Source organism: Streptomyces sp. BK79 (assembly GCF_044142145.1).
Lineage (GTDB): Bacteria > Actinomycetota > Actinomycetes > Streptomycetales > Streptomycetaceae > Streptomyces.
In genome coordinates this window covers 413,723-433,421 of sequence record NZ_JBHVOC010000001.1, presented here as the reverse complement: position 1 = coordinate 433,421, position 19,699 = coordinate 413,723, and the positions used below count along the sequence as shown (strand labels likewise).

Below are 19,699 nucleotides of genomic sequence, written 5' to 3'. Positions count from 1 at the left end.
CCCGTGGTCCGCGGTGGACCACGGGCCGCGCTCACGTACCCAGCGTGCCCGGCGGATGCGCGTGCTCCAGCAGACCGGTGAGCACCCGGTCCGGCGTGAGCGGGAGTTCCCGGAAGCGGATGCCCGTGGCGTGGTGGACGGCGTTGCCCACGGCGGCCGCCGAGCCCACGATGCCGATCTCCCCGATGCCCTTGCTGCCCATCGGGTTGAGGTGGGCGTCGTCCTCGTCGATCCAGTGTGCGTCCACGTCCGCGACGTCGGCGTGCGCGGGCACGTGGTACGAGGCCAGGTCCGACTCGGTGAAGTCGCCGAACGCCGGATCCACCGTGCTGTCCTCGGTCAGCGCCATGCCCAGGCCCATGGTCATCCCCCCGATGAACTGGGAGCGCGCCGTACGGGCGTTGAGGACGCGCCCCGCCGCGAACACCCCCAGCATCCGCGTCACCCGCACCTCGCCGGTGACCGTGTCCACGGTGACCTCGGCGAAGTGCGCGCCGAACGCGTGCCGCGCGAAGGGGCTCTCGGCGTCGGCGGTCCCGGAGGTGTCGGCGTCGGCCGCGATCCCCTCGTCGGGCAACGGCCCCGCGTGAGCGGCCAGCCGGTCGGTCAGCCGGGAGCACGCCTCGTGCACCGCCCAGCCCCAGGACGCGGTGCCGGAGGACCCGCCGGCCATCGGCGCGAACCCGATGCCGCTGTCCGCGACCTCGACCCGGACCCGGTCCAGCGGGACACCGAGCGCGTCGGCCGCGATCTGCGCGCAGACCGTCCTGGCACCCGTGCCGATGTCGGTGGCGTTGACCCGCACCAGGAAACCGCCGTCCGGCAGCGCCCGCGCCGAGGCGACGCACGGCGAAACCAGCACCGGGTACGTCGCGGCCGCCACCCCGCTGCCGACCAGCAGGTCCCCGGTCCGCCGGGAACCGGGACGGGGATCACGGCCCTCCCACCCGAACCGGCGGGCGCCCTCGCGCAGGCACTCCACCAGATGCCTGCTGCTGAAGGGCCGGCCGCTGTCGGGCTCGGTCTCCGGCTCGTTGCGGACGCGCAACTCGACCGGGTCCATGCCGAGTTCGACGGCCAGCTCGTCCATCGCGGTCTCCAGCGCGTACATGCCCGGGCACTCGCCCGGGGCGCGCATCCACGACGGCGTGGGCACGTCGAGCCGGGTGACGCGGTGGAGCGTGCGCAGTGCGGGAGCGGCGTACATGACGCGCGCGGGTACCGCCGCCTGCTCCACGAACTCCTTCACCCGGGAGGTGTACGTCGTCACCTCGTGCACCAGCGAGGTGAGCCGGCCGCCTGCGTCGGCGGCCAGCCGCAACCGGTGCAGGGTCGGCGCGCGGTGGCCGACGACGGCGGGCAGGAAGCGGCGCGGCAGCGCGACGGTGACCGGCCGGCCGGTCTCGCGCGCCGCCATCGCGGCGAGGACCACGTCCGGGCGGGGCGTGCCCTTCGACCCGAAGCCGCCGCCCACGTGCTCGGCGAGCACGGTGATCCGGTCCTCCGCGAGCCCGAACATCGTGGCGAGTTCGGTGCGTACCGCGCTGGTGCCCTGACTGGAGGAGTGCACCGTCAGTCGGTCGCCGTCCCACCACGCCGTGCTGGCGTGCGGCTCCATCGGATGGTTGTGCAGCGGCGGGACCCGGTACGCGACGTCGACCCGCGACGCCGAGGCGGCGAAGGCACCGTCGGGGTCGCCGTGCCCGGTGACCGCCGGGAACCCGCCGTTCGCCGATTCAGGGACGTACGCCCGGGGATCGTCGGCGGTGAGCGTCACGTCGTGGTCCTGCGCCTCGTACGTGACCCGGACGGCCGCGGCGCCGGCCCGGGCCGCCTCCAGCGTCTCGCCCACCACCAGGCCGACGAACCAGCCGCGGTGCGGGACGTGCGGGCTCTGCAGCAGGGCCAGCGTCGGGTCCTCCGGGTCCGCGAGCCGGGGGGCGTTCTCGTGCGTGAGCACCGCGAGTACGCCGGGCAGGGCGAGCGCCGGGCCGGTGTCGACGCCGGTCACCCGGCCCCGCGCGACCGCCGCCGGGACGGGCCAGGCCTGGGCGCGGCCGGGCAGGTCGTACTCGGCGGCGTACCGGGCCGTGCCGGTGACCTTCTCCCGCCCCTCCCGGCGCTCGACGGGAGCGCCGAGGACGGTCTCGGTGCCGGTCATGGAGTCCTCCTCGTGGACGCCGGGTTCATGTCGTGGCCGGCGGGGCGAGCCGGCCCAGTACGTCCAGCGCCAGCCGGCGGGCCAGCGGCACCTTGTAGGCGTTGTCCCGCAGCGGTTCGGCGGCGGCCAGCTCCAGGTCGACGGCGTGCTCGAACGCCGCCGCCGTGGGGGCCGCGCCGACCAGCGCGTCCTCGGCCCGCCGCGCCCGCCAGGGGCGGTGCGCCAGCGCCCCGAAGGCGATCCCGGCCCGGTCCACCACCCCGTCCCGCAGGTGCAGGACGGCGGCGACGGAGGCCAGGGCGAAGGCGTACGACGTCCGGTCGCGGGCCTTGCGGTAGGCGGACGGGAGCCCGGCCGTGGCGGCCGGCAGGAGCACCCCGGTGATCAGTTCGCCGGGGTGGATCTCCGTGTCCCGCTCCGGGTGCTGCCCCGGCAGCCGGTGGAAGTCGGCGGCGGGAACACCGCGCGTGCCCTCCGGACCGTGCAGTTCCACGCGCGCGTCGAGGGCGGCGAGCGCCACCGCCATGTCCGAGGGGTGCGTGGCGACGCACTGGTCGGAGTGGCCGAGGACCGCGTGGTCGCGGTGCACGCCCTCCAGCGCGCCGCAGCCGGTGCCGGGCTCCCGCTTGTTGCAGGGCTTGGAGAGGTCCTGGAAGTAGGGGCAGCGGGTGCGCTGGAGCAGGTTGCCGCCGGTGGTGGCGGCGTTGCGGAGCTGCCCGGAGGCACCCGCCAGCAGGGCCTGCGACAGCGCGGGGTAGCGGTCGCGGACGACGGGGTGGGCGGCGAGGTCGCTGTTGCGGACGGTCGCGCCGACGCGCAGGGAGCCGTCGGGCAGTTCCTCCACCGCGTCCAGCGGGAGCCGGGTGACGTCGACGAGGGCGGCGGGGGTCTCCACGCCGAGCTTCATCAGGTCGACGAGGTTGGTGCCGCCGCCGAGGTAGCGGGCGCCGGGATGGGCCGCGAACGCGTCGGTGGCCTCCTCGACGCTGCCGGCGCGTACGTAGGCGAAGGACTTCACTCAGATCACGTCCTCGACCGCGTCGGCGATGCGCGGGTAGGCCCCGCACCGGCACAGGTTGCCGCTCAGCCGCTCCCGGATCTCGTCCCGGTCCAGCGCGACGGGCTCCCCGGAGGGCGTCGCCGGGTCGGTGACGTGGGACGGGTGCCCGGCGGCGGCCTCGGCGAGCGCGCCGACCGCGGAGCAGATCTGGCCCGGGGTGCAGTACCCGCACTGGAACGCGTCGCGCTCCAGGAACGCCCGCTGCAGGGGGTGCAGTTCCTCGCCGTCCCCGGCGAGGCCCTCGACGGTGGTGACCTCGCAGCCGTCCAGGGCGACGGCGAGCAGCAGACAGCTGTTGACGCGCCGTCCGTCCACGAGGACCGTACAGGCGCCGCACTGCCCGTGGTCGCAGCCCTTCTTGGCTCCCGCGAGACCGAGGTCCTCCCTCAGCAGGTCCAGCAGGACGCGGCGGTGGTCGACGGTGAGGGTGTGCGGTTTGCCGTTCACGCGGAGCGTGGTCTCGGAACGGGACGTCCGAGGTGGTGATGCGGGGGCGGTGCCCTCGTGCTGGCTGTCCATGGCGTCGGTGACCTTCCGGGACGGGCCGTGCTGCCGTGCCGACCGCGTATCCACGTCACGCCCGCTGACACGTGAGGGTGCCCTCACTCGCCCGCGGCGGCCGGCGCGGGCGGCCGTAAGGTGGCGCCATGACCCCGGGATCCGAAGACCGCGCCCGTCCGGCCGGCGTCCTGCGCGACGCCTACGCGGCGCTGGCGGCCGTGGTCGCCCCGCTCGGCGAGGAGGAGGCGTGGCTGCCGACCGACTGCGCCGGGTGGGCCGTCGGCGATCTGGTGCACCACCTGCTCACGGACGCCCAGCGGGCCCTGGTGGCCCTGCACACGCCCGCCGCGCCCCCACCCGACCGGGACGCCGTCACGTACTGGCGGGACTGGGCGCCCGACCCCGTCGGCGCGGCCCACGAGCTGCGCCGCACCCGGGTCGCCGCGAGCACGTTCCCCGACTTCGGCCGCCTGAGGGAGCTGTACCTGGAGACGGCGGCGGCCACGGTGACGGCCGCGTCGGAGGCCGACCCCGAGCGCCGGGTGGCCACCCAGGGGCACGTACTGACCGTCGGCGACCTGCTGACGACCCTGGGCGTCGAGGCCACCGTCCACCACCTCGACCTGGCACGCGCGCTGCCCACCGCTCCGGGGCCGTCACCGGCCGGGCTGACCGCGGTCCGCGTCACCCTCGACGGCCTCCTGGGCCGCCCGGTGCCGCTGGACTGGGGCGACGAGCACTACGCCCGCGCCGCCACCGGACGCACACCGCTCACGGAGGCGGAACGGCGGACCCTCGGCCCGGACGCGGACCGGATCCCGCTCTTCAGCTGAACCGACGGCCGGCCATCCGCCCCCCGACCGTCCGGCCACCGGCCGTCGGCCACGGGGTGACGGCCACCGCCGCCGGTCACGGTGGACGGCGGTCAGCCCGGGGCCGTCAGTCGTCCTGTCGCGACGGCGGGTGGGTGTCGTCGCGTCCGTCGGTTCCCTGGCGCGGGGGCCGGCCGGGGAGCCGGAGACGGTCCAGCGTGCGGGTCAGCCCCCGCAGCGGGGACGCGGCCGGTGTCCGCGACGGTGGCGGGCCGGCCGGGGCGGACCCGGCGGACTCCCGGTACGCGGCCAGGGCCTCGGCCGCGCGCTCGGCCGCCTCCCGGTACAGGTCCCGGGACTGCGTCATGGCCTCCAGCGCCTCGGCGTACATGGCCACCAGCTTGCGTTCGCGCTCCAGCTCCTCGGCCATGGTCAGCAGCCGCCAGTCCTCCCGCAGTCCCGTGAGGGCCTCCTGCGCGTCCGGCGACAGCGGCCTCGGCAGCGCGGCGAAGGACGTCACCGCCGCCAGCAGCTCGGCCGGCTCGGTGCCGTCCAGGAAGACGGAGCGGACGGAGAAGTCCCGGGCCTCGTAGCCGGCCGGGGCCGGTGTGCCGGGCAGGATCACGGCACCGCCGCGCGGCACCTGGACACCGAAGTCCTCCAGGGCCCAGTTCACCACCCGCAGCTGCTGCGGTGCGGCGCGGTGCTCGACCACGCGGTGCCGCAGACCGGGCGGCAGCCGGTCGGCGAGCGGGACCCGGCCGCGGTGGTCGGGCGTCATGGCCTCGTGCACGACGACGTGGATGTTCCAGGGGCTGTGCCCGGCCTCCTTGAGCAGCCGGCGTACGGCCTTGTCGTCGTCCGGCAGGGTGTTGATGCCCCGCAGGCGCAGCCCGGTCGCGGCGTCGCGGTCCCAGGTCACGTCCGGGTCGTCGGGCCAGAACATGGTGGCGGGGGAGGGCCAGGCGGGGTCCCAGGCGTCCTCGGCCTCGGCGAGGAGGATCCATTCCTGCCCGCCCGCCGAGTGGGGCTCCAGGATCAGCCGGGCCCGCACGGTCACGGCCTCCGGTGCCTTCCACCGCGCCTCGAAGATCCGGACCCCGGCGGCCTGCTCCTGCGGCCGTTCCCCGGGCAGTTCGTGGAAGTCGTCGAGGACGCGACTGTCCTTCAGCCGCCGCAGGGTGTGCCGGACGGTGTCCTCCGCCGCCGATCCGACGTGGCGCCCGCGAGCGGGCCACACCGTGGGGGGAGTCGTGGGGCGGTCGGTGGAAGAGGTCGGCATGAGTCCATCGGGGAGCAGGGGCACGGACGTAGGCAAGTATCGTCGGCGCAGGTCAGCGGAGAACACCCGGGGGTCCGCCGGCCGGGCGGGCCGCGACGGGGCGCACGGTGCGGCCGGCGGGCTCCGGGAGGCGTCGTGGGGGAGGGTGGGCACCAGCACGAGGACCGACCGTACGGCACGACAAGGAGCGACCCGATGAACCTCGACCTCGCCGGACGAACCGCGCTGGTGACGGGCTCCTCACAGGGCATCGGAGCGGCCATCGCCGCCGGGCTGGCCCGGGCCGGCGCCACGGTGGGCGTCAACGGCCGCGACGCCGGCCGCCTGGAGGAGAGCGTCGGGAGGCTGCGCGGCGAGGTCCCGGACGGCGCGTTCGTGCCGGTCGCGGCCGACCTCGGCACCGAGGAGGGCGCCGGGCGGGCGCTGGAGGCGCTGCCCGACGTCGACATCCTCGTGAACAACCTCGGCGTCTTCGGGGCCGTGCCCGCGCTGGAGATCAGCGACGACGAGTGGCGCCGCTACTTCGAGATCAACGTCCTCGCGGGCGTCAGGCTGACGCGCGCCCATCTCCCCCGGATGAGGGACCGGGGCTGGGGCCGGGTGCTGTACATCGCGAGTGACTCGGCCGTGGTCGTCCCGGCGGAGATGATCCACTACGGGGTGTCCAAGACGGCCCTGCTCGCGGTGAGCCGGGGCTTCGCCAAGGAGGCGGCGGGCAGCGGCGTCACCGTGAACTCGGTCATCGCCGGGCCCACCCACACCGAGGGCGTCGAGGACTTCGTGTACCAACTCGTCGACCGCGGCCTGCCCTGGGACGAGGCCCAGCGCGCCTTCATGCGCGAGCACCGCCCGCAGTCGCTGCTCCAGCGGCTCATCGAGCCGGAGGAGATCGCCAACCTGGTGGTGTACCTCAGCTCGCCCCAGGCGTCCGCCACGACCGGCGCGGCCGTCCGCGTCGACGGCGGCTACGTCGACTCGATCCTTCCGTAGCCGCCGCCGGTCCCGCGCCGGTCGCCGCCGGTCACCCGCCCGGTTCCGCGCGGCGCCGGTCCGCGTCGTCCCAGGCCCGGGTGTCGCGCGGCTCCACGTACGGCTCCTCCTCGGGCGGATGGCCGCCGTCGATCACCCGCTGCCGGGCCAGTTCGGCGTCGAACTCCAGGCCGAGCAGGATGGCCAGGTTCGTCACCCACAGCCAGACCAGGAAGATGATGACGCCGGCCAGGGTGCCGTACGTCTTGTTGTACGAGCCGAAGTTGGCCACGTAGAAGGCGAACCCGGCGGAGGCGACCAGCCAGATCAGCAGGGCGAGCACACTGCCCGGCGAGATCCACTTGAAGCCCTTGACCCGCGCGTTCGGGGTGGCCCAGTACAGGATCGCGATCATGGATGTGACGAGCACGACCAGCACCGGCCACTTGGCGATCGACCACACCGTCATCGCCGTGTCGCCCACCCCGAGCGCCGTGCCCACCTGCTCGGCCAGGCTGCCGGTGAAGACCACGATGAGGGCGCTGACCACGGCGAGCACCAGCAGCACCACGGTCAGGGCCACCCGCAGCGGCAGCACCTTCCACACCGGGCGCCCCTCGGGCACGTCGTAGACCGCGTTCGCGGAGCGGATGAACGCGGCCACGTAGCCGGACGCCGACCACACCGCGCCGACCAGACCGACCACCGCCAGTACGGAGCCCAGGCCGGCCTTGGCCTGCAACTGCTCGATCGCGTCGGTGATGACGTCCCGCGCGGGACCGGGCGCGAGCTTCTGGACGTTGTCCAGCACCTCCTGCGTGGCGGACCGCCCGGCGATGCCGAGCAGGGACACCAGCACCAGCAGGGCCGGGAACAGGGACAGGATGCCGTAGTAGGTCAGGGCGGCGGCGCGGTCGGTCAGCTCGTCGTCCTTGAACTCGGCGATCACGCGTTTGAGCAGCGCGAACCACGAGCGCTTGGGCAGCTGGGCCGGGGAGTCCGGGGCGGCACGCTCGGTGGAGTCACCCGGGCCGTAGTCCTCGGACGCCGTCGCTCCCCGCGTCGTGTCGTGCGTCGCGTCGTGCGCCGTTTCGTCCTTCGTGTGCTTCCCGCCGTGGGGAAAGTGCAGTCGGGCCATGCGGCCCGGGTTGCCCGTCTCGGCGTCCCCACGCCCCTGTGCGCGAGGCGCGTGCCCGGTGTGCCGCCCTCACCCGAGGCCGCCGCGTTCACCCGTGGCCCGTGGCGGCGGCCCCGCGGACAATGGTCCGCGCGGGCAGGTCCCGCCCACCGTCCGCATCGGGGCGGGGCCTGCCCGCGCCGTCTCCCGCGCCCTCGCCCCGACGCCCTCCCACGGCCGAAACACCGCAGTATGCCGCAGCGCGGGCACGTTCCTCTGGAAAATGCCAAAGCGCTCACCAGATGCGTGCACTTTCCGTAGTCTCGGCGTCACGTTCGCGGTACGGCCGTGCAGGGAGGGGATCCGGCGTGCCCGGAATCGACGAGAGTCTGCTGGAAGCCATGCGACTGCCCGGCGCCCGGGGCGCGTCGCTGGTCGACTGGATCAGCGGGCTCGCCCTGGGCGCCGTCGGCGAGGCGCCGGGCGGTGACTGGGAGGCGACCGCGGCGGAGACCGCGGAACTGGCCCGGCACGTCGCGGAGAGCGGCTCCCTGGCGGCCCCCGCGGCCGGCGCCGTGCCCGAGAGGGAACCGCCGGTCGAGGATCTGATCGCCACCACCGCCGACGCCTATCACCTGCTCAGGTTCGTCAGCACCCCGTTCGACAGCACCGTCTTCCTCCACCTGTGGCTGGACCGCAACGACGGAAACCTCGCCCTGGCCCGCATCCGGCTGGCCGAGATGGCCGATCGTCTGGTGCTCGGATGACCAGGGTGACCACCACCTGGGCCACGCACGAGACGACGTCGGCGGCCCTCGCCGCGCTCGCGGCCGAAGGCGCGACCGGTGCCCTGTCGGGCGAGCGGGGCATCGTCTACCTGTCGGCGGGCCGGGTCGTGCACGTGGAGTCGGCCTTCACGCCCGACCTCGGGGCGCTGCTCACCCGCAGCGGCGCCGTCCCGCCGGACGGCTGGTGGGACGCCGTCGACCGGGGCGGCACCCAGCACCGGGTGGGGCACCGCCTCGTGGACAGCGGCCGGCTCGCCGCGGGCGCGCTGGAGGTCTGCCACCTGGGCGCCCTGTTCGACGCCGCGTACTTCGTCCTCGCCCACGACACCCGAGCGCACCGCTTCCGGCCCGGAGCGGTGCACTGGCTCGGCGCGGTGCGGTCCGTACCGGTGGACGTCGTCGTCCGGGAGTCGGGGCGCCGGCGTGCCCTGCTGGACCGGATCTGGCCGGACCCCGCCATCGACACCGTCCCCCTCGCCCGGGTGGCGGACGCGGGCGCCGCCGGTCTGCCGGTGCGGCGCGGCCGGACCCTGACCCAGGTGGACGGCGTCCGCACCGCGGCCGAGATCGCCTCGGCCCTCGCCTGCCGTACGTACCACACCCTCGTCGAACTGCGCCGCCTGGCCGCCGACGGCCTCGTCACCGCCGCGCCGCCCGCCCCCACGCCCCGTGCGCCGGTCCCCGGGCCGCACGGCGTCGCGTGGGACGACCCGGACACGGCCCTGCTGCGACGGCTCCGAGACGCCCTGGAGGCCCTGTGATCCGCGCGCGTCGCCAGCGTGCCGAAAGGAGACTGCTCATGGCCGTCGAGAGCGACGTCCTGGACGAACTGCACCGACTGCGCAACCGCGTACCCCAGTTGACCGGGTCGCTCGCGGCCACCGTCGACGGGCTCGTCCTGGCCCACGACGCGCCGGGCACCGAACCCGAGGGCCTCGCCGCGCTCACCGCCGCCGCGCTCGGCGTCGCCCAGCGCATGGCCGACGCCACGGCGCGGGGCGGCTTCCGGGAACTGCTGCTGCGCGGGGCCGACGGCTACGTCGCCACCTACGCCGCCGGTCCGGCCGCCGTGCTCACCCTGCTCGCCGACGGCCGGGTCAACGTCGGCCGGCTGCACCTGGAGGGCCGGCGCGGCGGCGCGCGGATCGGGGAGCTGGTCGCCGCCCGGATCGGCCACGACCACCGCCGGAGCGCGGAACACGTCACCGCGCCCGCGGCCGACGCGGCCCGCCCCATCGGCACCCTGCCGGTGCGCACACCGCAGCGGCCCGCACACCAGCCCGGTCCCCAGGTCGGCGGCCACAGCCGTCCGACCTGACCTGGACCGACAGCTCACGCACCGACGAACGAACACCGATCACGCACCGAACACGTCCGGAAAGGAACCCGAGCATGGCCAACCTGGAGACCTCGCTCAAGGAATGCCTCAGCTCCATCGACGGAGCGACCGCCGTCGCCCTGGTCGACTACACCAGCGGCATGGCCCTCGGTACGCTCGGCGGCGGCAAGGACTTCAACCTGGAAGTCGCCGCCGCCGGCAACACCGACGTCGTGCGGTCCAAGCTGCGCACGATGGAGCACCTCGGTCTGAAGGAGGAGATCGAGGACATCCTGATCACCCTGAACACCCAGTACCACATGATCCGCCTGCTCAAGGGCCGTGGCGGCAACGGGTTGTTCCTCTACCTGGTGCTGGACGCGAACCGCGCCAACCTGGCGATGGCCCGCCACCAGCTGCGCCGCATCGAGACCGATCTGGAGGTCTGACCCCGCCGTCGGACCGCGGAACCGGACGCGGGCCCGGCGGGAATACTCCCCGCCGGGCCCGCGCCCCGCTGCCGTCGCCCGGTGCGCCGTTCAGGCGCCGCTCTCCCGGAGCATGTCCTCGCGCTCGACCAGCTTCACGCGCTCGCGCCCGTGGGGCTCACCCAGCGCCTTCTCCGCGGCGTCGAGCTTGTACCAGCCCTCCCACGTGGTGAAGCGGACGTTCCGCTCGGCGAGGAAGGCGTCCACGGCCTCAGGAGCCGGCGAGGCGGGCGTCTGCAGCCTGCCGTTCGCGTAGTCGTCCAGCAGGTTGGCCACCGTCTCGTTGGCGTCGCCCTTGGTGTGGCCGATCAGACCGACCGGGCCGCGCCGGATCCAGCCGGTGACGTACGTCGACGTGAGGTGCTCGCCGGACTCCTGGACGACCCGACCGCCCGCGTCCGGGACCGTGCCGGAGTCGATGTCCCAGGGCAGCTTGGGCAGCTGGTCGGACAGGTAGCCGACGGCCCGGTAGACCGCCTGGACGTCCCAGTCCTTGAACTCGCCGGTGCCCTTGACGTTGCCGGTGCCGTCCAGCGCGGTGCGCTCGGTGCGCAGGCCGACGACCTTGCCGTCCTCGCCGAGGATCTCGGTGGGCGACTCGAAGAAGTGCAGGAACAGCTTGTGCGGCCGCTCGCCGACGTCGCGGATCGCCCAGTTCTCCAGGGTCTTGGCGACCATGTCGGCCTGCTTGTTGCCCCGCCGGGTGGCGATCGAACCGTCGTCGTAGTCGATGTCCTCGGGGTCGACGATGACCTCGATGTTCGGGGAGTGGTCCAGCTCCCGCAGCTCCATCGGGCTGAACTTCGCCTGCGCCGGGCCGCGGCGGCCGAAGACGTGGATCTCCAGCGCCTTGTTGGCCTTCAGACCCTCGTAGACGTTCGGCGGGATCTCGGTCGGCAGCAGCTCGTCCGCCGTCTTGGCCAGGACGCGGGCCACGTCGAGGGCGACGTTGCCGACGCCGAGGACGGCGACCTTCTCCGCCTCCAGCGGCCAGGTGCGGGGCACGTCCGGGTGGCCGTCGTACCAGGACACGAAGTCGGCGGCGCCGTAGGAGCCGTCGAGGTCGATGCCGGGGATGGGCAGCGCCCGGTCGGCCGTGGCGCCCGTGGCGAAGATCACGCCGTCGTAGAAGGCGCGCAGGTCGTCCAGGCTGAGGTCGGTTCCGTAGTCCACGTTGCCGAAGAGACGGATCTGCGGCTTGTCGAGCACCTGGTGCAGGGCCGTGATGATGCCCTTGATCCGCGGGTGGTCGGGGGCGACGCCGTAACGGATCAGTCCGAACGGGGCGGGCATGCGCTCGAAGATGTCGATGGACACACCGGGGTCGGCGGCCACCTCGGACTTGAGCAGGGCGTCGGCGGCGTAGATACCGGCCGGGCCGGATCCGACGATGGCGACCCGCAGAGGGCGGGGCATGTTCAGGTTCCCTTCGAGCGGTGACAGATCGACTCGACGGGAAGCCTAAGCTAAGGCAAGCCTAAGTCGGTACGCGGGTCCGGTCTATGAGGGCATAAGCCCCGCTTATGGGATCTCATGCCCCGGCTTTGCGTCCCGACTTCGCACCTCGCGGTCCGGCCCGGCGGCGGACGGCGCCCGGGCCGCGCCGGGCGCCGTCCGCCCAAGACCTGCCACCGCCACACCCGCGCGGGCCGGCGCTGACACGGCCCGCCGGCGGAAGGGGCCCCGCGGTCAGCGGCGCTTGCCGAACTTCCGCAGCATCCCCTGGGCCTGGGCACGCCGCCGGGGGTCCGCGGCGGCCCGGCGCACCTGCTCCATCGTCCGCCGGCCCTGCGGGCTGCGCGCGAACTGCTTGATCCGGTTCAGTACTCCGGCCATGACGTTCCTCCGAGTCGACGACTGACCTGCCTCTGTGGCCTCCTACCCCGCCGCCGCCCCCTCACCCAGGCGGCCGACGGCGGGTTTGACCGCCCCGTTACGGGCGACTCGCGGGTCAGGACATCGCACCCCGACACCGAGAGGTGAGCCACTGTGGCCGGCAACCAGAAGTCCAAGGCCAAGATGGAGCAGGCCAAGGGAAAGGCCAAGGAAACGGTCGGCCGGGCCGTCGGAAACGAGCGGATGACGGCCGAGGGCCGCGCCGAGCAGTCCAAGGGTGACGCCCGGCAGGCCAAGGAGAAGGGCAAGGACGCGTTCCGGCACTGAGACCGGACCCGACGTTCCGGACACAGCACCGGAACCGACGCGGCGCGGGCCGCGGAACCCGGCACACGGCCGGTTCCGCGGCCCGCGCCGCGTCGTGGGAAGTGCCCCCTCCGGCGGGTGAGGTCGCCGGGCCTGGCCGAAGCGGTACTGCCAGGAGGCCGGACAGCGCCACCGACGAGGGCGACGCCCCCGTCCGTCACGGCACCGGCTGCTCCGCCCAGATGACCTTGCCGGCCGGCGTGTAGCGGGTGCCCCAGCGCTCGGCGAGCTGCGCGACGAGGAACAGCCCGCGCCCGCCCTCGTCCGTCATGGCCGCGTACCGCAGGTGCGGCGAGGTGCTGCTGCTGTCGAACACCTCGCAGATCAGGCTGCGGTCGCGCAGCACCCGGACGTGGACGGTGTCACCTCCGTACCGGATCGCGTTGGTGACCAGCTCGCTCAGGATCAGTTCCGTCGTGAACGCCAGCTCGTCCAGCCCCCACTGGGCCAGCCGCCGGGTGACCTGGGAGCGCACCTCGCCGACGGCCGCCGGATCGTTCGGGATCTCCCACTCGGCGACCCGGTCGGGGCCGAGCGCGCGGGTGCGGGCGACGAGCAGCGCGATGTCGTCGCCCGGACGGTCCGGCAGCCGGGCGTCGAGCACGGTCCGGCAGGTCTCCTCGGGCGTCTCGCCGGCCACCTCCAGCGCCCGGCGCAACTCGTCGAGACCGACGTCGATGTCGTGCCTGCGGTCCTCGACGAGCCCGTCGGTGTACAGCACCAGGCGGCTGCCCTCGGCCAGGCTCAGCTCCGTCGTCTCGAACGGCAGGCCGCCCAGGCCCAGTGGGGGACCGGCGGGCACCTCCGGGAACTCCACGGTGCCGTCCGGCCGGATCAGCGCCGGCGGCGGATGGCCCGCCCGGGCGATCACACACGAGCGGGAGACCGGGTCGTAGATCGCGTAGAGGCAGGTCGCGCCCGTGACCGGGGCGGTGCCCTCGTCGGCCGCCTCGTCCTGGTCGATGCGGCCGACCAGCTCGTCCAGCAGGCCGAGCAGCTCGTCCGGGGGCAGGTCCAGGGAGGTGAAGTTGTGCACCGCCGTCCGCAGCCGTCCCATGGTGGCCGCCGCGTGCAGCCCGTGCCCGACGACGTCGCCGACCACGAGGGCCACGCGCGCCCCCGACAGCGGCAGCACGTCGAACCAGTCCCCGCCGACCCCCGCCTGCGCGGGCAGGTAGCGGTAGGCGACCTCCAGGGCGTCCTGCTCGGGCATCCTGCGGGGCAGCAGACTGCGCTGGAGGGTCACCGCCATGCTGTGCTCGCGCGTGTAGCGGCGCGCGTTGTCGATGGAGACCGCGGCCCGGGCGACCAGCTCCTCGGCGAGCGCCAGCTCGTCCTCGTCGAAGGGCTCCGGCTTCTCCGAACGCCAGAAGCTGACCACCCCGAGCACCAGGGTGCCGGCCCGCAGCGGCACGGTGATCAGCGAGTGGACGCCGTACTCCACCACCTGCGCCGAACGTTCCAGGTCCTGCGCCTGCCAGCCCTTCGCCTCGCTGAGCCGGGGCTCCAGGACGGGCCGGCCGGTGTGCAGGGACCGGCCGTGGGGAGTGGACGCGACGAAGCGGATCTGCCGGCCCACCGGGTAGAGCGGCACCTCCTCGCGGATGCCGCTGAGCGCGGTGCGGCGCAGCGGGGTGGTCCCCTCCGGCTGGCCGCCGGCCAGGACGGCGTCGTACAGGTCCACGGTGACGTAGTCCGCGAACCGGGGCACGGCCAGCTCCGCCAGCTCCTCGGCGGTACGGGTGACGTCCAGGCCGGTGCCGATGCCGACCCCGGCGGCGTACAGGATGTCCAGACGCTCCCGGGCGGTCTCGGCCCGGCCGGACAGGGCCCGCAGCTCCGTGGAGTCGCGGAGCGTGGCCACGCTGCCGGCCGGGCCGCCCCGTACGTCCGTGGGCCGCTGGTTGACCGCCAGCAACCGGTCCTTGACCAGGTGCACCTCGTCGGTGGCGACGCGCCCGGAGGCCAGCAGCTCGGCCGTGTCGTCCGGGAGCCCGAGGCCGAGGACGTGCCGTCCCTCGGCGTCGTCGGGCAGGTCGAGCAGGCGCTGCGCCTCGTCGTTGGCGAGCACCAGCGTGCCTTCGCCGCCGACGATGAGCACGCCCTCGCGGACGCTGTGCAGGACCGCGTCGTGGTGTTCGTACATCCGGGTCATCTCGTGCGGGCCCAGGCCGTGCGTCTGCCGCAGCAGGCGCCGGCTGACCAGCGCCGTGCCCGCGGTCGCCAGGACCAGTCCGACGCCCGCCACGATGAGCACCAGCGGGAGCTGACGGTCGGCGGCGCCGCCCACGTTCTCCGTGGTGATGCCGGCCGAGACCAGGCCGACGACCGTGCCGTCGGGCCCTTCGACGGGCACGACGGCCTGGACCAGCGGACCGATGGTCCCCTCGATCTCCTCGGTCATCGTCTCCCCGGCCAGCGCGGGGCCGATATCGCCCACGAATTCCTTGCCGATGCGGTCCGGCTTGGGATGGGTGTAGCGGATGCCGTCGGTGTTCATGACGACGATGAAGTCCACCCCGGTCGCCTCGCGCGCCGCCTCCGCCCGGGGCTGGAGCACCGCCGTGGGGTCGGGACCGCGCAGCGCCTCGACGATGCCGGGGGAGTTGGCGAACGTCTCGGCCACGGCGACGGACCGGTTGCGGGCCTCGGTCTCGCTGTCGTGCCGCACCTGGAGGACGAGCGCGACGGCGGCGGCCACCACGAGCAGCAGCACGATGACCACGTTCATGGCGAAGACCTGGCCGGCCACGCTGCGTCCGGACAGCGCGGAGCGCAGTGCCGCGGCGTGTCCCCGCCGTCGCCCCGCGCCCACTCCTCGCCCTGCCCGGTCCGTGTCCCGCCGGTGCCGGGCGAGCGGGCCGCTGGGACGACGGGGCTGCCGCTCTCCCGATCGACCCGTCAGTCGGACCATGTGCCCATGTCTACACTGCCGCGCCCCGGGAGGCGAGGGGCGCCCCCCGTGGCGGAGGGGCCCACCGGGGCGCAGGACCCCGTGGCGGAGGGCCCCGTCGGGCCGGGCCACTCGACCGGCCGTCCGTATGGAGCGCGCCGCCCCGCCGGGCAGGTCCAGCGCCTTCGGTGCGTCCGCACGGGTGGCCGTCGCGGGCGTTGACCTCACGGACGGGAGTCCGGAAATCGATCCGAAAGGCCTGCACCGCCTCCTGATCCGTCCGGCGCACCGGGCCGGTCACCGCAACCCGCGACGGGTGCGGGCCGGCCCGGTGCGCCCGCGCGTGCGGCGTCCATGCGGAACCGGCCCCACGCGGGCCCGCGTCTGTCCGGAAAGCGGCGCGTCCAGCGGAAGTTGGGGCAAACGGATCGTGAGAACCGCACCGGTGCGTATCGTGAGGGACCGGGGGCTCGCGCTTCCCCTTCCTCGGCCCCGGACCGGACGGTGAGGCTCGGTATGACTCCGGCGCACAGACCTGATGCCGCGAACGCCCCGGTCGTGTCCGCGGTGGTGGAGTTCATGGGCGGATCGGCGATGATCCCGGCCTCCCGGGACGTCGTGCACGGCTTCGTGGCGCGGCTGGGCGAGGGGGGCGTGGAGACGGCCGACACCTTCCTGGACGCCGCCCGCCTGGTCGCCAGCGAACTGGTGACGAACGCGCTCCGGCACGCGCCCGGCCCCTGCCGGCTGGAGCTGACCCTGGTGGACGGCGGCGTACGGATCGCCGTGTCGGACACGGGCGAGGGCTTCCCCACGTTCCTGCCCCGCGATCCCCTGCGGGTCGGGCAGCACGGCCTGGAGATCGTGACGCGCCTGTGCGACGAGGTCATCACCAAGCCCCACGCGGGCGGCAAGACCGTGTACGCGCTCCTGCCGCTGCGCCCCTGACCTCCGTCAGGCGCTCAGCGCCTGCTCCACGGTCGGGTAGCAGGGGATGAGCGTGTCGACGCCCACGAGTTGCAGCACGCGCTCCACGGCGTGCTGCGGTGCGGCGAGCCGGAGCCGGACGCCACGGGCCTCGGCGGCGCGGTGGGCGGTGATGAGCACGTTGATGCCGCTGGAGTCCAGGAAGGCCACCTCGCCGAGGTCGACCACCGTGCCCGGCGCCGACTGCACGCTGGACAGCAGCACGTCGCGGAGCTGAGTGCTGCCGTCGAGGTCGACCTCTCCGGCGAGGACGACGACGCTGACGCCGTCCCCCGTGGTGGTACGGGTGATCAGCAGCCGCTCCGGTACTGCCGCTCCCTCGATGTCCGCCACGCTTCCCTCACTTCTCGCATATGCCCGGCCGTCGTCGGTGGCTAGATGTTAAGGCTCTTCGGGGGTCGTGTGGGCAACTTGTGCGGACCGGCCGAAGCGGCCGGCGCGGGCGGGGCGGACGCGGACCGGCCGTCACGGGCTCGGCGCGCGCGACGGCGCCGCTCTGACTACCGTCGAAGGGTGGTGGCTCACACATTCGAGGAGCTCGTGCACAAGCGTCGCGCGGCGGACCTGGCACAGCACCGGGTCGAGGAACTGCGCGACTCGTACGGGCCTCCCACGCAGCATCAGTGGACCGATCGGCAGTCCCAGACCTACGAGACGGCCGTACGGGCCTGGCGCGACCTGGACCGGGACGCGCGGACAGCGGTGACGGAGTACGTCAAGGAGGGGGGTCAGTCCCGGCACACGATCGAGGCGAGGGTCCGCGAGGCCGTCCAGGAGGAGACCCGAGGCGCCTGACCGTCCCGGGCCCCCTCGACCGACCCCCGCCCGCGCGGCGCACGGCCCTCAGCCGTGCCCCGCCCTGATCTCGTCCACGAGGGCGCGCGCGGCCGGCAGCGCCGTCGCCCGGTCCTCGGGGACCAGCCCGACGCGGGTGCGGCGGTCCAGCAGGTCGCACTCGTCGAGGGCGCCCTCGTGGCGCAGTGCCCACAGGAGTTCGGCGCCGGTGACCGGGTGGTCCGGGAGTATCCGCTCGCCGAGCCGGGGGTACCGGTCGGCGAGGGCCTGGACCGCCGGGGCCTCGGTGCCGTAGCCGCGCACCAGGCGGCGCGGCGCCCGCAGCGCGGCCAGGACCGGCGGCGCGGCGGCGCCCACCAGCGGCAGCGTGGCCGTGGGAGAGGGGCCGGCGCCCAGGCGACGGGTGGCGACGGCGGCGTCCACGGCGTCCTCGGCCATGCGCCGGTACGTGGTGAGCTTGCCGCCGACCACGGTGATCACGCCCTGGGACGAGGTGAGCACGGCGTGCCGGCGCGAGACGTCCGCCGTGCGGGGCCCGGCGCCGGGCCGGCCGTCGGGGGCGGTGTCCAGCAGGGGGCGCAGACCGGCGAAGGCGCCGACGACGTCCTCGCGTCCCACGGGCACGTCCAGCACGGAGCCGAGCACGTCGAGCAGGAAGCCGACGTCGGTCTCGGGTGCCTCGGGCACGTCCGGGATCTCCCCGTCGACGGGCTCGTCGGTCAGGCCGACGTAGACGCGGCCGTCGCCCTGGGGCAGGACCAGCACGAACCGGTTGGTCTCGCCGGGGACCGGTACGTGCAGGCCGGCGGGCAGCGGGCCGATGCGGTCGGAGCGCAGGACCAGGTGGGTGCCGCGGGAGGGGCGGACCCGGATGCCCTCCACCAGGTCGCCGGCCCACACGCCGGACGCGTTGATCACCGCGCGGGCGCGGATCACGCCCTCCTCGCCGGTCAGCTCGTCGCGTATCCGTGCGCCGGACGAGGTCAGCTCCAGGGCCCGCACCCGGGTGAGGACGCGGGCGCCGCGCGCGGCGGCGGTGCGGGCCAGCGCGGTCACCAGCCGGGCGTCGTCGGTGAGCCGGCCGTCCCAGGAGAGCAGTCCGCCGCGCAGCCGCTCGGAGCACAGGGCCGGCGCGAGGTGGCGGGTCTCCACGGGGGACAGCCGGCGCGGGGCGGGCAGCGTGGCACGGGCCGTGCGGGCCGCCAGGCGCAGGGCGTCACCGGCCCGGAAACCGGCCCAGGCCAGCGCGGCCTGACCGCGGGAGACCATCGGCGTCAACGGCAGCACGAACGGCTGCGCGCGCACCAGATGGGGCGCGGTGCGCTCCATCAGCACACCGCGTTCCACCGCGCTCTCGTGGGCGACGTCGAACTGCGCGGCGGCGAGGTAGCGCAGGCCGCCGTGGATCAGCTTGGAACTCCAGCGGGAGGTGCCGAAGGCCAGGTCGTGGGCGTCCACGGCGACGACGCTCAGACCCCGGGCCGCGGCGTCCAGGGCGGCACCGGCCCCCGTGGCACCGAGGCCGACGACCAGGACGTCCACGACGGGCCCGCCCACGGTGTCGGCCAGCTCGCGCGCACGCCGCGCGGCGGACAGGGAGGCCCCGGGGGAGGGGCCGCTGCTGGTCGGGCTCATGGGGCGAGGGTCCTCTCCAGGATGGTGCGCAGCTCCGTGAGGAGGGCCGCGGGGGTCAGCTCGGCGTCGTCCTCGTCGGCCATGGTCCGCAGCGACAGGGCGAAGGACTGGACGACCAGCAGCACCGAGCGGGCCTGCCGCCCGGTGTGGGCCGGGCGCACCGAACCGTCGGCGTGGCCCTCGGCGAGCGCCTCGGCCAGCAGTTCCAGCAGGGCCTCCTGGCTCGCCCCGCGCCGGTCGAGCACGTAGGGCAGGAGCAGCTCGGGATCGACGTCGACGATCTTGCGGAAGAGGGGGTGGGCGCGGAACGCCTCCACCCCCCTCACCAGCTGCTCGACGATGCGCTGCCGCGCGCCCCCGCCCGGCCCGGGCTCGGGGACTGCGTCGGTGGCCACCGCGACCCACTCCCGGGTCATCAGGTCGCCGACCAGGGTCCGCACGTCCGGGTAGCGCCGGTACAGCGTCATCCGGGAGACGCCGGCGCGGCGGGCGACGTCGGTCATCGTCGTGCGGCGGACCCCGACGGCCAGCACGCAGTCGCGCACGGCGTCCAGTACCGCGTCGTTGTCCGAGGTGTTCGGTCGGCCCGAGTCGTTGTGACGGTTAGGCGTCATGTGTAACAGTGTAACGCCAGCGGAGGTCGTGCGGACCGCGTCCCCCGACGTCCCGCCGGCTGCTTTTCGACCGCACC

At 74.5% G+C, this 19,699-nt stretch carries 20 protein-coding genes; 9 read left to right on the top strand and 11 right to left on the bottom strand.

From position 1 onward, the window contains the following. Nucleotides 1-31: 31 nt before the first annotated feature. Genes ACFIF2_RS01975 through ACFIF2_RS01965 form a run of 3 tightly spaced genes read right to left on the bottom strand, consistent with a single transcriptional unit; the run spans nucleotide 32 to nucleotide 3,740 of the window. Nucleotides 32-2,161 carry a xanthine dehydrogenase family protein molybdopterin-binding subunit gene (locus tag ACFIF2_RS01975; protein WP_395570672.1) on the bottom strand — a complete coding sequence of 710 codons (2,130 nt, stop codon included), beginning with the start codon at nucleotides 2,159-2,161 and terminating at the stop codon, nucleotides 32-34. Between the two features lie 25 nt (nucleotides 2,162-2,186). Further along, nucleotides 2,187-3,179 (bottom strand): FAD binding domain-containing protein, encoded by a 993-nt coding sequence (locus tag ACFIF2_RS01970; RefSeq protein WP_395570671.1) that lies wholly within the window; start codon nucleotides 3,177-3,179, stop codon nucleotides 2,187-2,189. Further along, nucleotides 3,180-3,740 carry a (2Fe-2S)-binding protein gene (locus ACFIF2_RS01965; protein ID WP_395570670.1) on the bottom strand — a complete coding sequence of 187 codons (561 nt, stop codon included), beginning with the start codon at nucleotides 3,738-3,740 and terminating at the stop codon, nucleotides 3,180-3,182. It lies immediately after the preceding gene. A gap of 128 nt (nucleotides 3,741-3,868) precedes the next feature. On the opposite strand from ACFIF2_RS01965, the gene ACFIF2_RS01960 reads away from it, so the two are divergent. Continuing rightward, complete coding sequence (locus tag ACFIF2_RS01960) at nucleotides 3,869-4,555, top strand: maleylpyruvate isomerase N-terminal domain-containing protein (RefSeq protein ID WP_395570669.1); 687 nt, start codon at nucleotides 3,869-3,871, stop codon at nucleotides 4,553-4,555. A 106-nt stretch (nucleotides 4,556-4,661) separates the two neighbouring features. Here ACFIF2_RS01960 and ACFIF2_RS01955 read toward each other — a convergent pair whose 3' ends face one another. Further along, on the bottom strand, nucleotides 4,662-5,816 hold the full coding sequence (locus tag ACFIF2_RS01955) for a hypothetical protein (protein ID WP_395570668.1): 1,155 nt from the start codon (nucleotides 5,814-5,816) through the stop codon (nucleotides 4,662-4,664). A 195-nt stretch (nucleotides 5,817-6,011) separates the two neighbouring features. Between ACFIF2_RS01955 and ACFIF2_RS01950 the strand changes: the two genes are divergently transcribed. After that, nucleotides 6,012-6,806, top strand: coding sequence for an SDR family NAD(P)-dependent oxidoreductase (locus ACFIF2_RS01950; RefSeq protein ID WP_395570667.1), 795 nt, complete (start codon nucleotides 6,012-6,014; stop codon nucleotides 6,804-6,806). Nucleotides 6,807-6,837: 31 nt separating this feature from the next. On the opposite strand, the gene ACFIF2_RS01945 is transcribed toward ACFIF2_RS01950, so the two are convergent. Next, on the bottom strand, nucleotides 6,838-7,923 hold the full coding sequence (locus ACFIF2_RS01945) for a YihY/virulence factor BrkB family protein (RefSeq protein WP_395570666.1): 1,086 nt from the start codon (nucleotides 7,921-7,923) through the stop codon (nucleotides 6,838-6,840). 347 nt (nucleotides 7,924-8,270) lie between these two features. On the opposite strand from ACFIF2_RS01945, the gene ACFIF2_RS01940 reads away from it, so the two are divergent. The 4 genes from ACFIF2_RS01940 (at nucleotide 8,271) to ACFIF2_RS01925 (ending at nucleotide 10,457) form a co-directional block, all read left to right on the top strand. Then, nucleotides 8,271-8,669: a hypothetical protein gene (locus tag ACFIF2_RS01940; RefSeq protein ID WP_395570665.1), complete on the top strand. Its 399-nt coding sequence runs from the start codon at nucleotides 8,271-8,273 to the stop codon at nucleotides 8,667-8,669. After that, nucleotides 8,666-9,451, top strand: coding sequence for a hypothetical protein (locus ACFIF2_RS01935; protein ID WP_395570664.1), 786 nt, complete (start codon nucleotides 8,666-8,668; stop codon nucleotides 9,449-9,451). The genes ACFIF2_RS01940 and ACFIF2_RS01935 overlap by 4 nt, the downstream gene beginning before the upstream one ends. Before the next feature lie 38 nt (nucleotides 9,452-9,489). Further along, a complete protein-coding gene (locus tag ACFIF2_RS01930) occupies nucleotides 9,490-10,008 on the top strand; it encodes a roadblock/LC7 domain-containing protein (protein ID WP_395570663.1) in 519 nt (172 codons plus the stop codon). Between the two features lie 74 nt (nucleotides 10,009-10,082). Continuing rightward, the gene (locus ACFIF2_RS01925) at nucleotides 10,083-10,457 is read left to right on the top strand and encodes a hypothetical protein (protein WP_395570662.1); all 375 of its coding nucleotides are present in this window, start codon (nucleotides 10,083-10,085) and stop codon (nucleotides 10,455-10,457) included. 90 nt (nucleotides 10,458-10,547) lie between these two features. Here the strand turns inward: ACFIF2_RS01925 and ACFIF2_RS01920 are convergent, their stop codons facing one another. Beyond that, on the bottom strand, nucleotides 10,548-11,912 hold the full coding sequence (locus ACFIF2_RS01920; protein WP_395570661.1) for an FAD-dependent oxidoreductase: 1,365 nt from the start codon (nucleotides 11,910-11,912) through the stop codon (nucleotides 10,548-10,550). 273 nt (nucleotides 11,913-12,185) lie between these two features. Continuing rightward, nucleotides 12,186-12,332: a hypothetical protein gene (locus tag ACFIF2_RS01915; protein ID WP_395570660.1), complete on the bottom strand. Its 147-nt coding sequence runs from the start codon at nucleotides 12,330-12,332 to the stop codon at nucleotides 12,186-12,188. Nucleotides 12,333-12,485: 153 nt separating this feature from the next. Here ACFIF2_RS01915 and ACFIF2_RS01910 point away from each other — a divergent pair, with 153 nt between their 5' ends. Continuing rightward, on the top strand, nucleotides 12,486-12,659 hold the full coding sequence (locus ACFIF2_RS01910) for a CsbD family protein (protein WP_064731228.1): 174 nt from the start codon (nucleotides 12,486-12,488) through the stop codon (nucleotides 12,657-12,659). Between the two features lie 196 nt (nucleotides 12,660-12,855). On the opposite strand, the gene ACFIF2_RS01905 is transcribed toward ACFIF2_RS01910, so the two are convergent. Then, nucleotides 12,856-15,612, bottom strand: coding sequence for a SpoIIE family protein phosphatase (locus ACFIF2_RS01905; protein WP_395570659.1), 2,757 nt, complete (start codon nucleotides 15,610-15,612; stop codon nucleotides 12,856-12,858). 495 nt (nucleotides 15,613-16,107) lie between these two features. On the opposite strand from ACFIF2_RS01905, the gene ACFIF2_RS01900 reads away from it, so the two are divergent. Then, nucleotides 16,108-16,539 (top strand): ATP-binding protein, encoded by a 432-nt coding sequence (locus ACFIF2_RS01900; RefSeq protein WP_395570658.1) that lies wholly within the window; start codon nucleotides 16,108-16,110, stop codon nucleotides 16,537-16,539. Nucleotides 16,540-16,545: 6 nt separating this feature from the next. Here the strand turns inward: ACFIF2_RS01900 and ACFIF2_RS01895 are convergent, their stop codons facing one another. After that, nucleotides 16,546-16,911: an STAS domain-containing protein gene (locus tag ACFIF2_RS01895; protein WP_395570657.1), complete on the bottom strand. Its 366-nt coding sequence runs from the start codon at nucleotides 16,909-16,911 to the stop codon at nucleotides 16,546-16,548. Between the two features lie 183 nt (nucleotides 16,912-17,094). On the opposite strand from ACFIF2_RS01895, the gene ACFIF2_RS01890 reads away from it, so the two are divergent. Further along, on the top strand, nucleotides 17,095-17,373 hold the full coding sequence (locus tag ACFIF2_RS01890; protein WP_395570704.1) for a hypothetical protein: 279 nt from the start codon (nucleotides 17,095-17,097) through the stop codon (nucleotides 17,371-17,373). A gap of 48 nt (nucleotides 17,374-17,421) precedes the next feature. Here the strand turns inward: ACFIF2_RS01890 and ACFIF2_RS01885 are convergent, their stop codons facing one another. Both ACFIF2_RS01885 and ACFIF2_RS01880 read right to left on the bottom strand, forming a co-directional pair. Further along, on the bottom strand, nucleotides 17,422-19,008 hold the full coding sequence (locus tag ACFIF2_RS01885; RefSeq protein ID WP_395570656.1) for a glycerol-3-phosphate dehydrogenase/oxidase: 1,587 nt from the start codon (nucleotides 19,006-19,008) through the stop codon (nucleotides 17,422-17,424). Continuing rightward, nucleotides 19,005-19,622, bottom strand: a complete 618-nt coding sequence (locus ACFIF2_RS01880; RefSeq protein ID WP_395570655.1) for a TetR/AcrR family transcriptional regulator — start codon at nucleotides 19,620-19,622, stop codon at nucleotides 19,005-19,007. Before ACFIF2_RS01880 ends, ACFIF2_RS01885 begins: the two co-directional genes overlap by 4 nt. Nucleotides 19,623-19,699 lie beyond the last annotated feature (77 nt).

Coding starts and splice junctions, on each gene's coding strand:
- ACFIF2_RS01975 (WP_395570672.1), bottom strand. CDS start 2,161: ATGACCGGCACCGAGACCGTCCTCGGCGCTCCCGTCGAGCGCCGGGAG.
- ACFIF2_RS01965 (WP_395570670.1), bottom strand. CDS start 3,740: ATGGACAGCCAGCACGAGGGCACCGCCCCCGCATCACCACCTCGGACG.
- ACFIF2_RS01960 (WP_395570669.1), top strand. CDS start 3,869: ATGACCCCGGGATCCGAAGACCGCGCCCGTCCGGCCGGCGTCCTGCGC.
- ACFIF2_RS01955 (WP_395570668.1), bottom strand. CDS start 5,816: ATGCCGACCTCTTCCACCGACCGCCCCACGACTCCCCCCACGGTGTGG.
- ACFIF2_RS01950 (WP_395570667.1), top strand. CDS start 6,012: ATGAACCTCGACCTCGCCGGACGAACCGCGCTGGTGACGGGCTCCTCA.
- ACFIF2_RS01945 (WP_395570666.1), bottom strand. CDS start 7,923: ATGGCCCGACTGCACTTTCCCCACGGCGGGAAGCACACGAAGGACGAA.
- ACFIF2_RS01935 (WP_395570664.1), top strand. CDS start 8,666: ATGACCAGGGTGACCACCACCTGGGCCACGCACGAGACGACGTCGGCG.
- ACFIF2_RS01930 (WP_395570663.1), top strand. CDS start 9,490: ATGGCCGTCGAGAGCGACGTCCTGGACGAACTGCACCGACTGCGCAAC.
- ACFIF2_RS01925 (WP_395570662.1), top strand. CDS start 10,083: ATGGCCAACCTGGAGACCTCGCTCAAGGAATGCCTCAGCTCCATCGAC.
- ACFIF2_RS01920 (WP_395570661.1), bottom strand. CDS start 11,912: ATGCCCCGCCCTCTGCGGGTCGCCATCGTCGGATCCGGCCCGGCCGGT.
- ACFIF2_RS01915 (WP_395570660.1), bottom strand. CDS start 12,332: ATGGCCGGAGTACTGAACCGGATCAAGCAGTTCGCGCGCAGCCCGCAG.
- ACFIF2_RS01905 (WP_395570659.1), bottom strand. CDS start 15,612: ATGGTCCGACTGACGGGTCGATCGGGAGAGCGGCAGCCCCGTCGTCCC.
- ACFIF2_RS01900 (WP_395570658.1), top strand. CDS start 16,108: ATGACTCCGGCGCACAGACCTGATGCCGCGAACGCCCCGGTCGTGTCC.
- ACFIF2_RS01885 (WP_395570656.1), bottom strand. CDS start 19,008: ATGAGCCCGACCAGCAGCGGCCCCTCCCCCGGGGCCTCCCTGTCCGCC.
- ACFIF2_RS01880 (WP_395570655.1), bottom strand. CDS start 19,622: ATGACGCCTAACCGTCACAACGACTCGGGCCGACCGAACACCTCGGAC.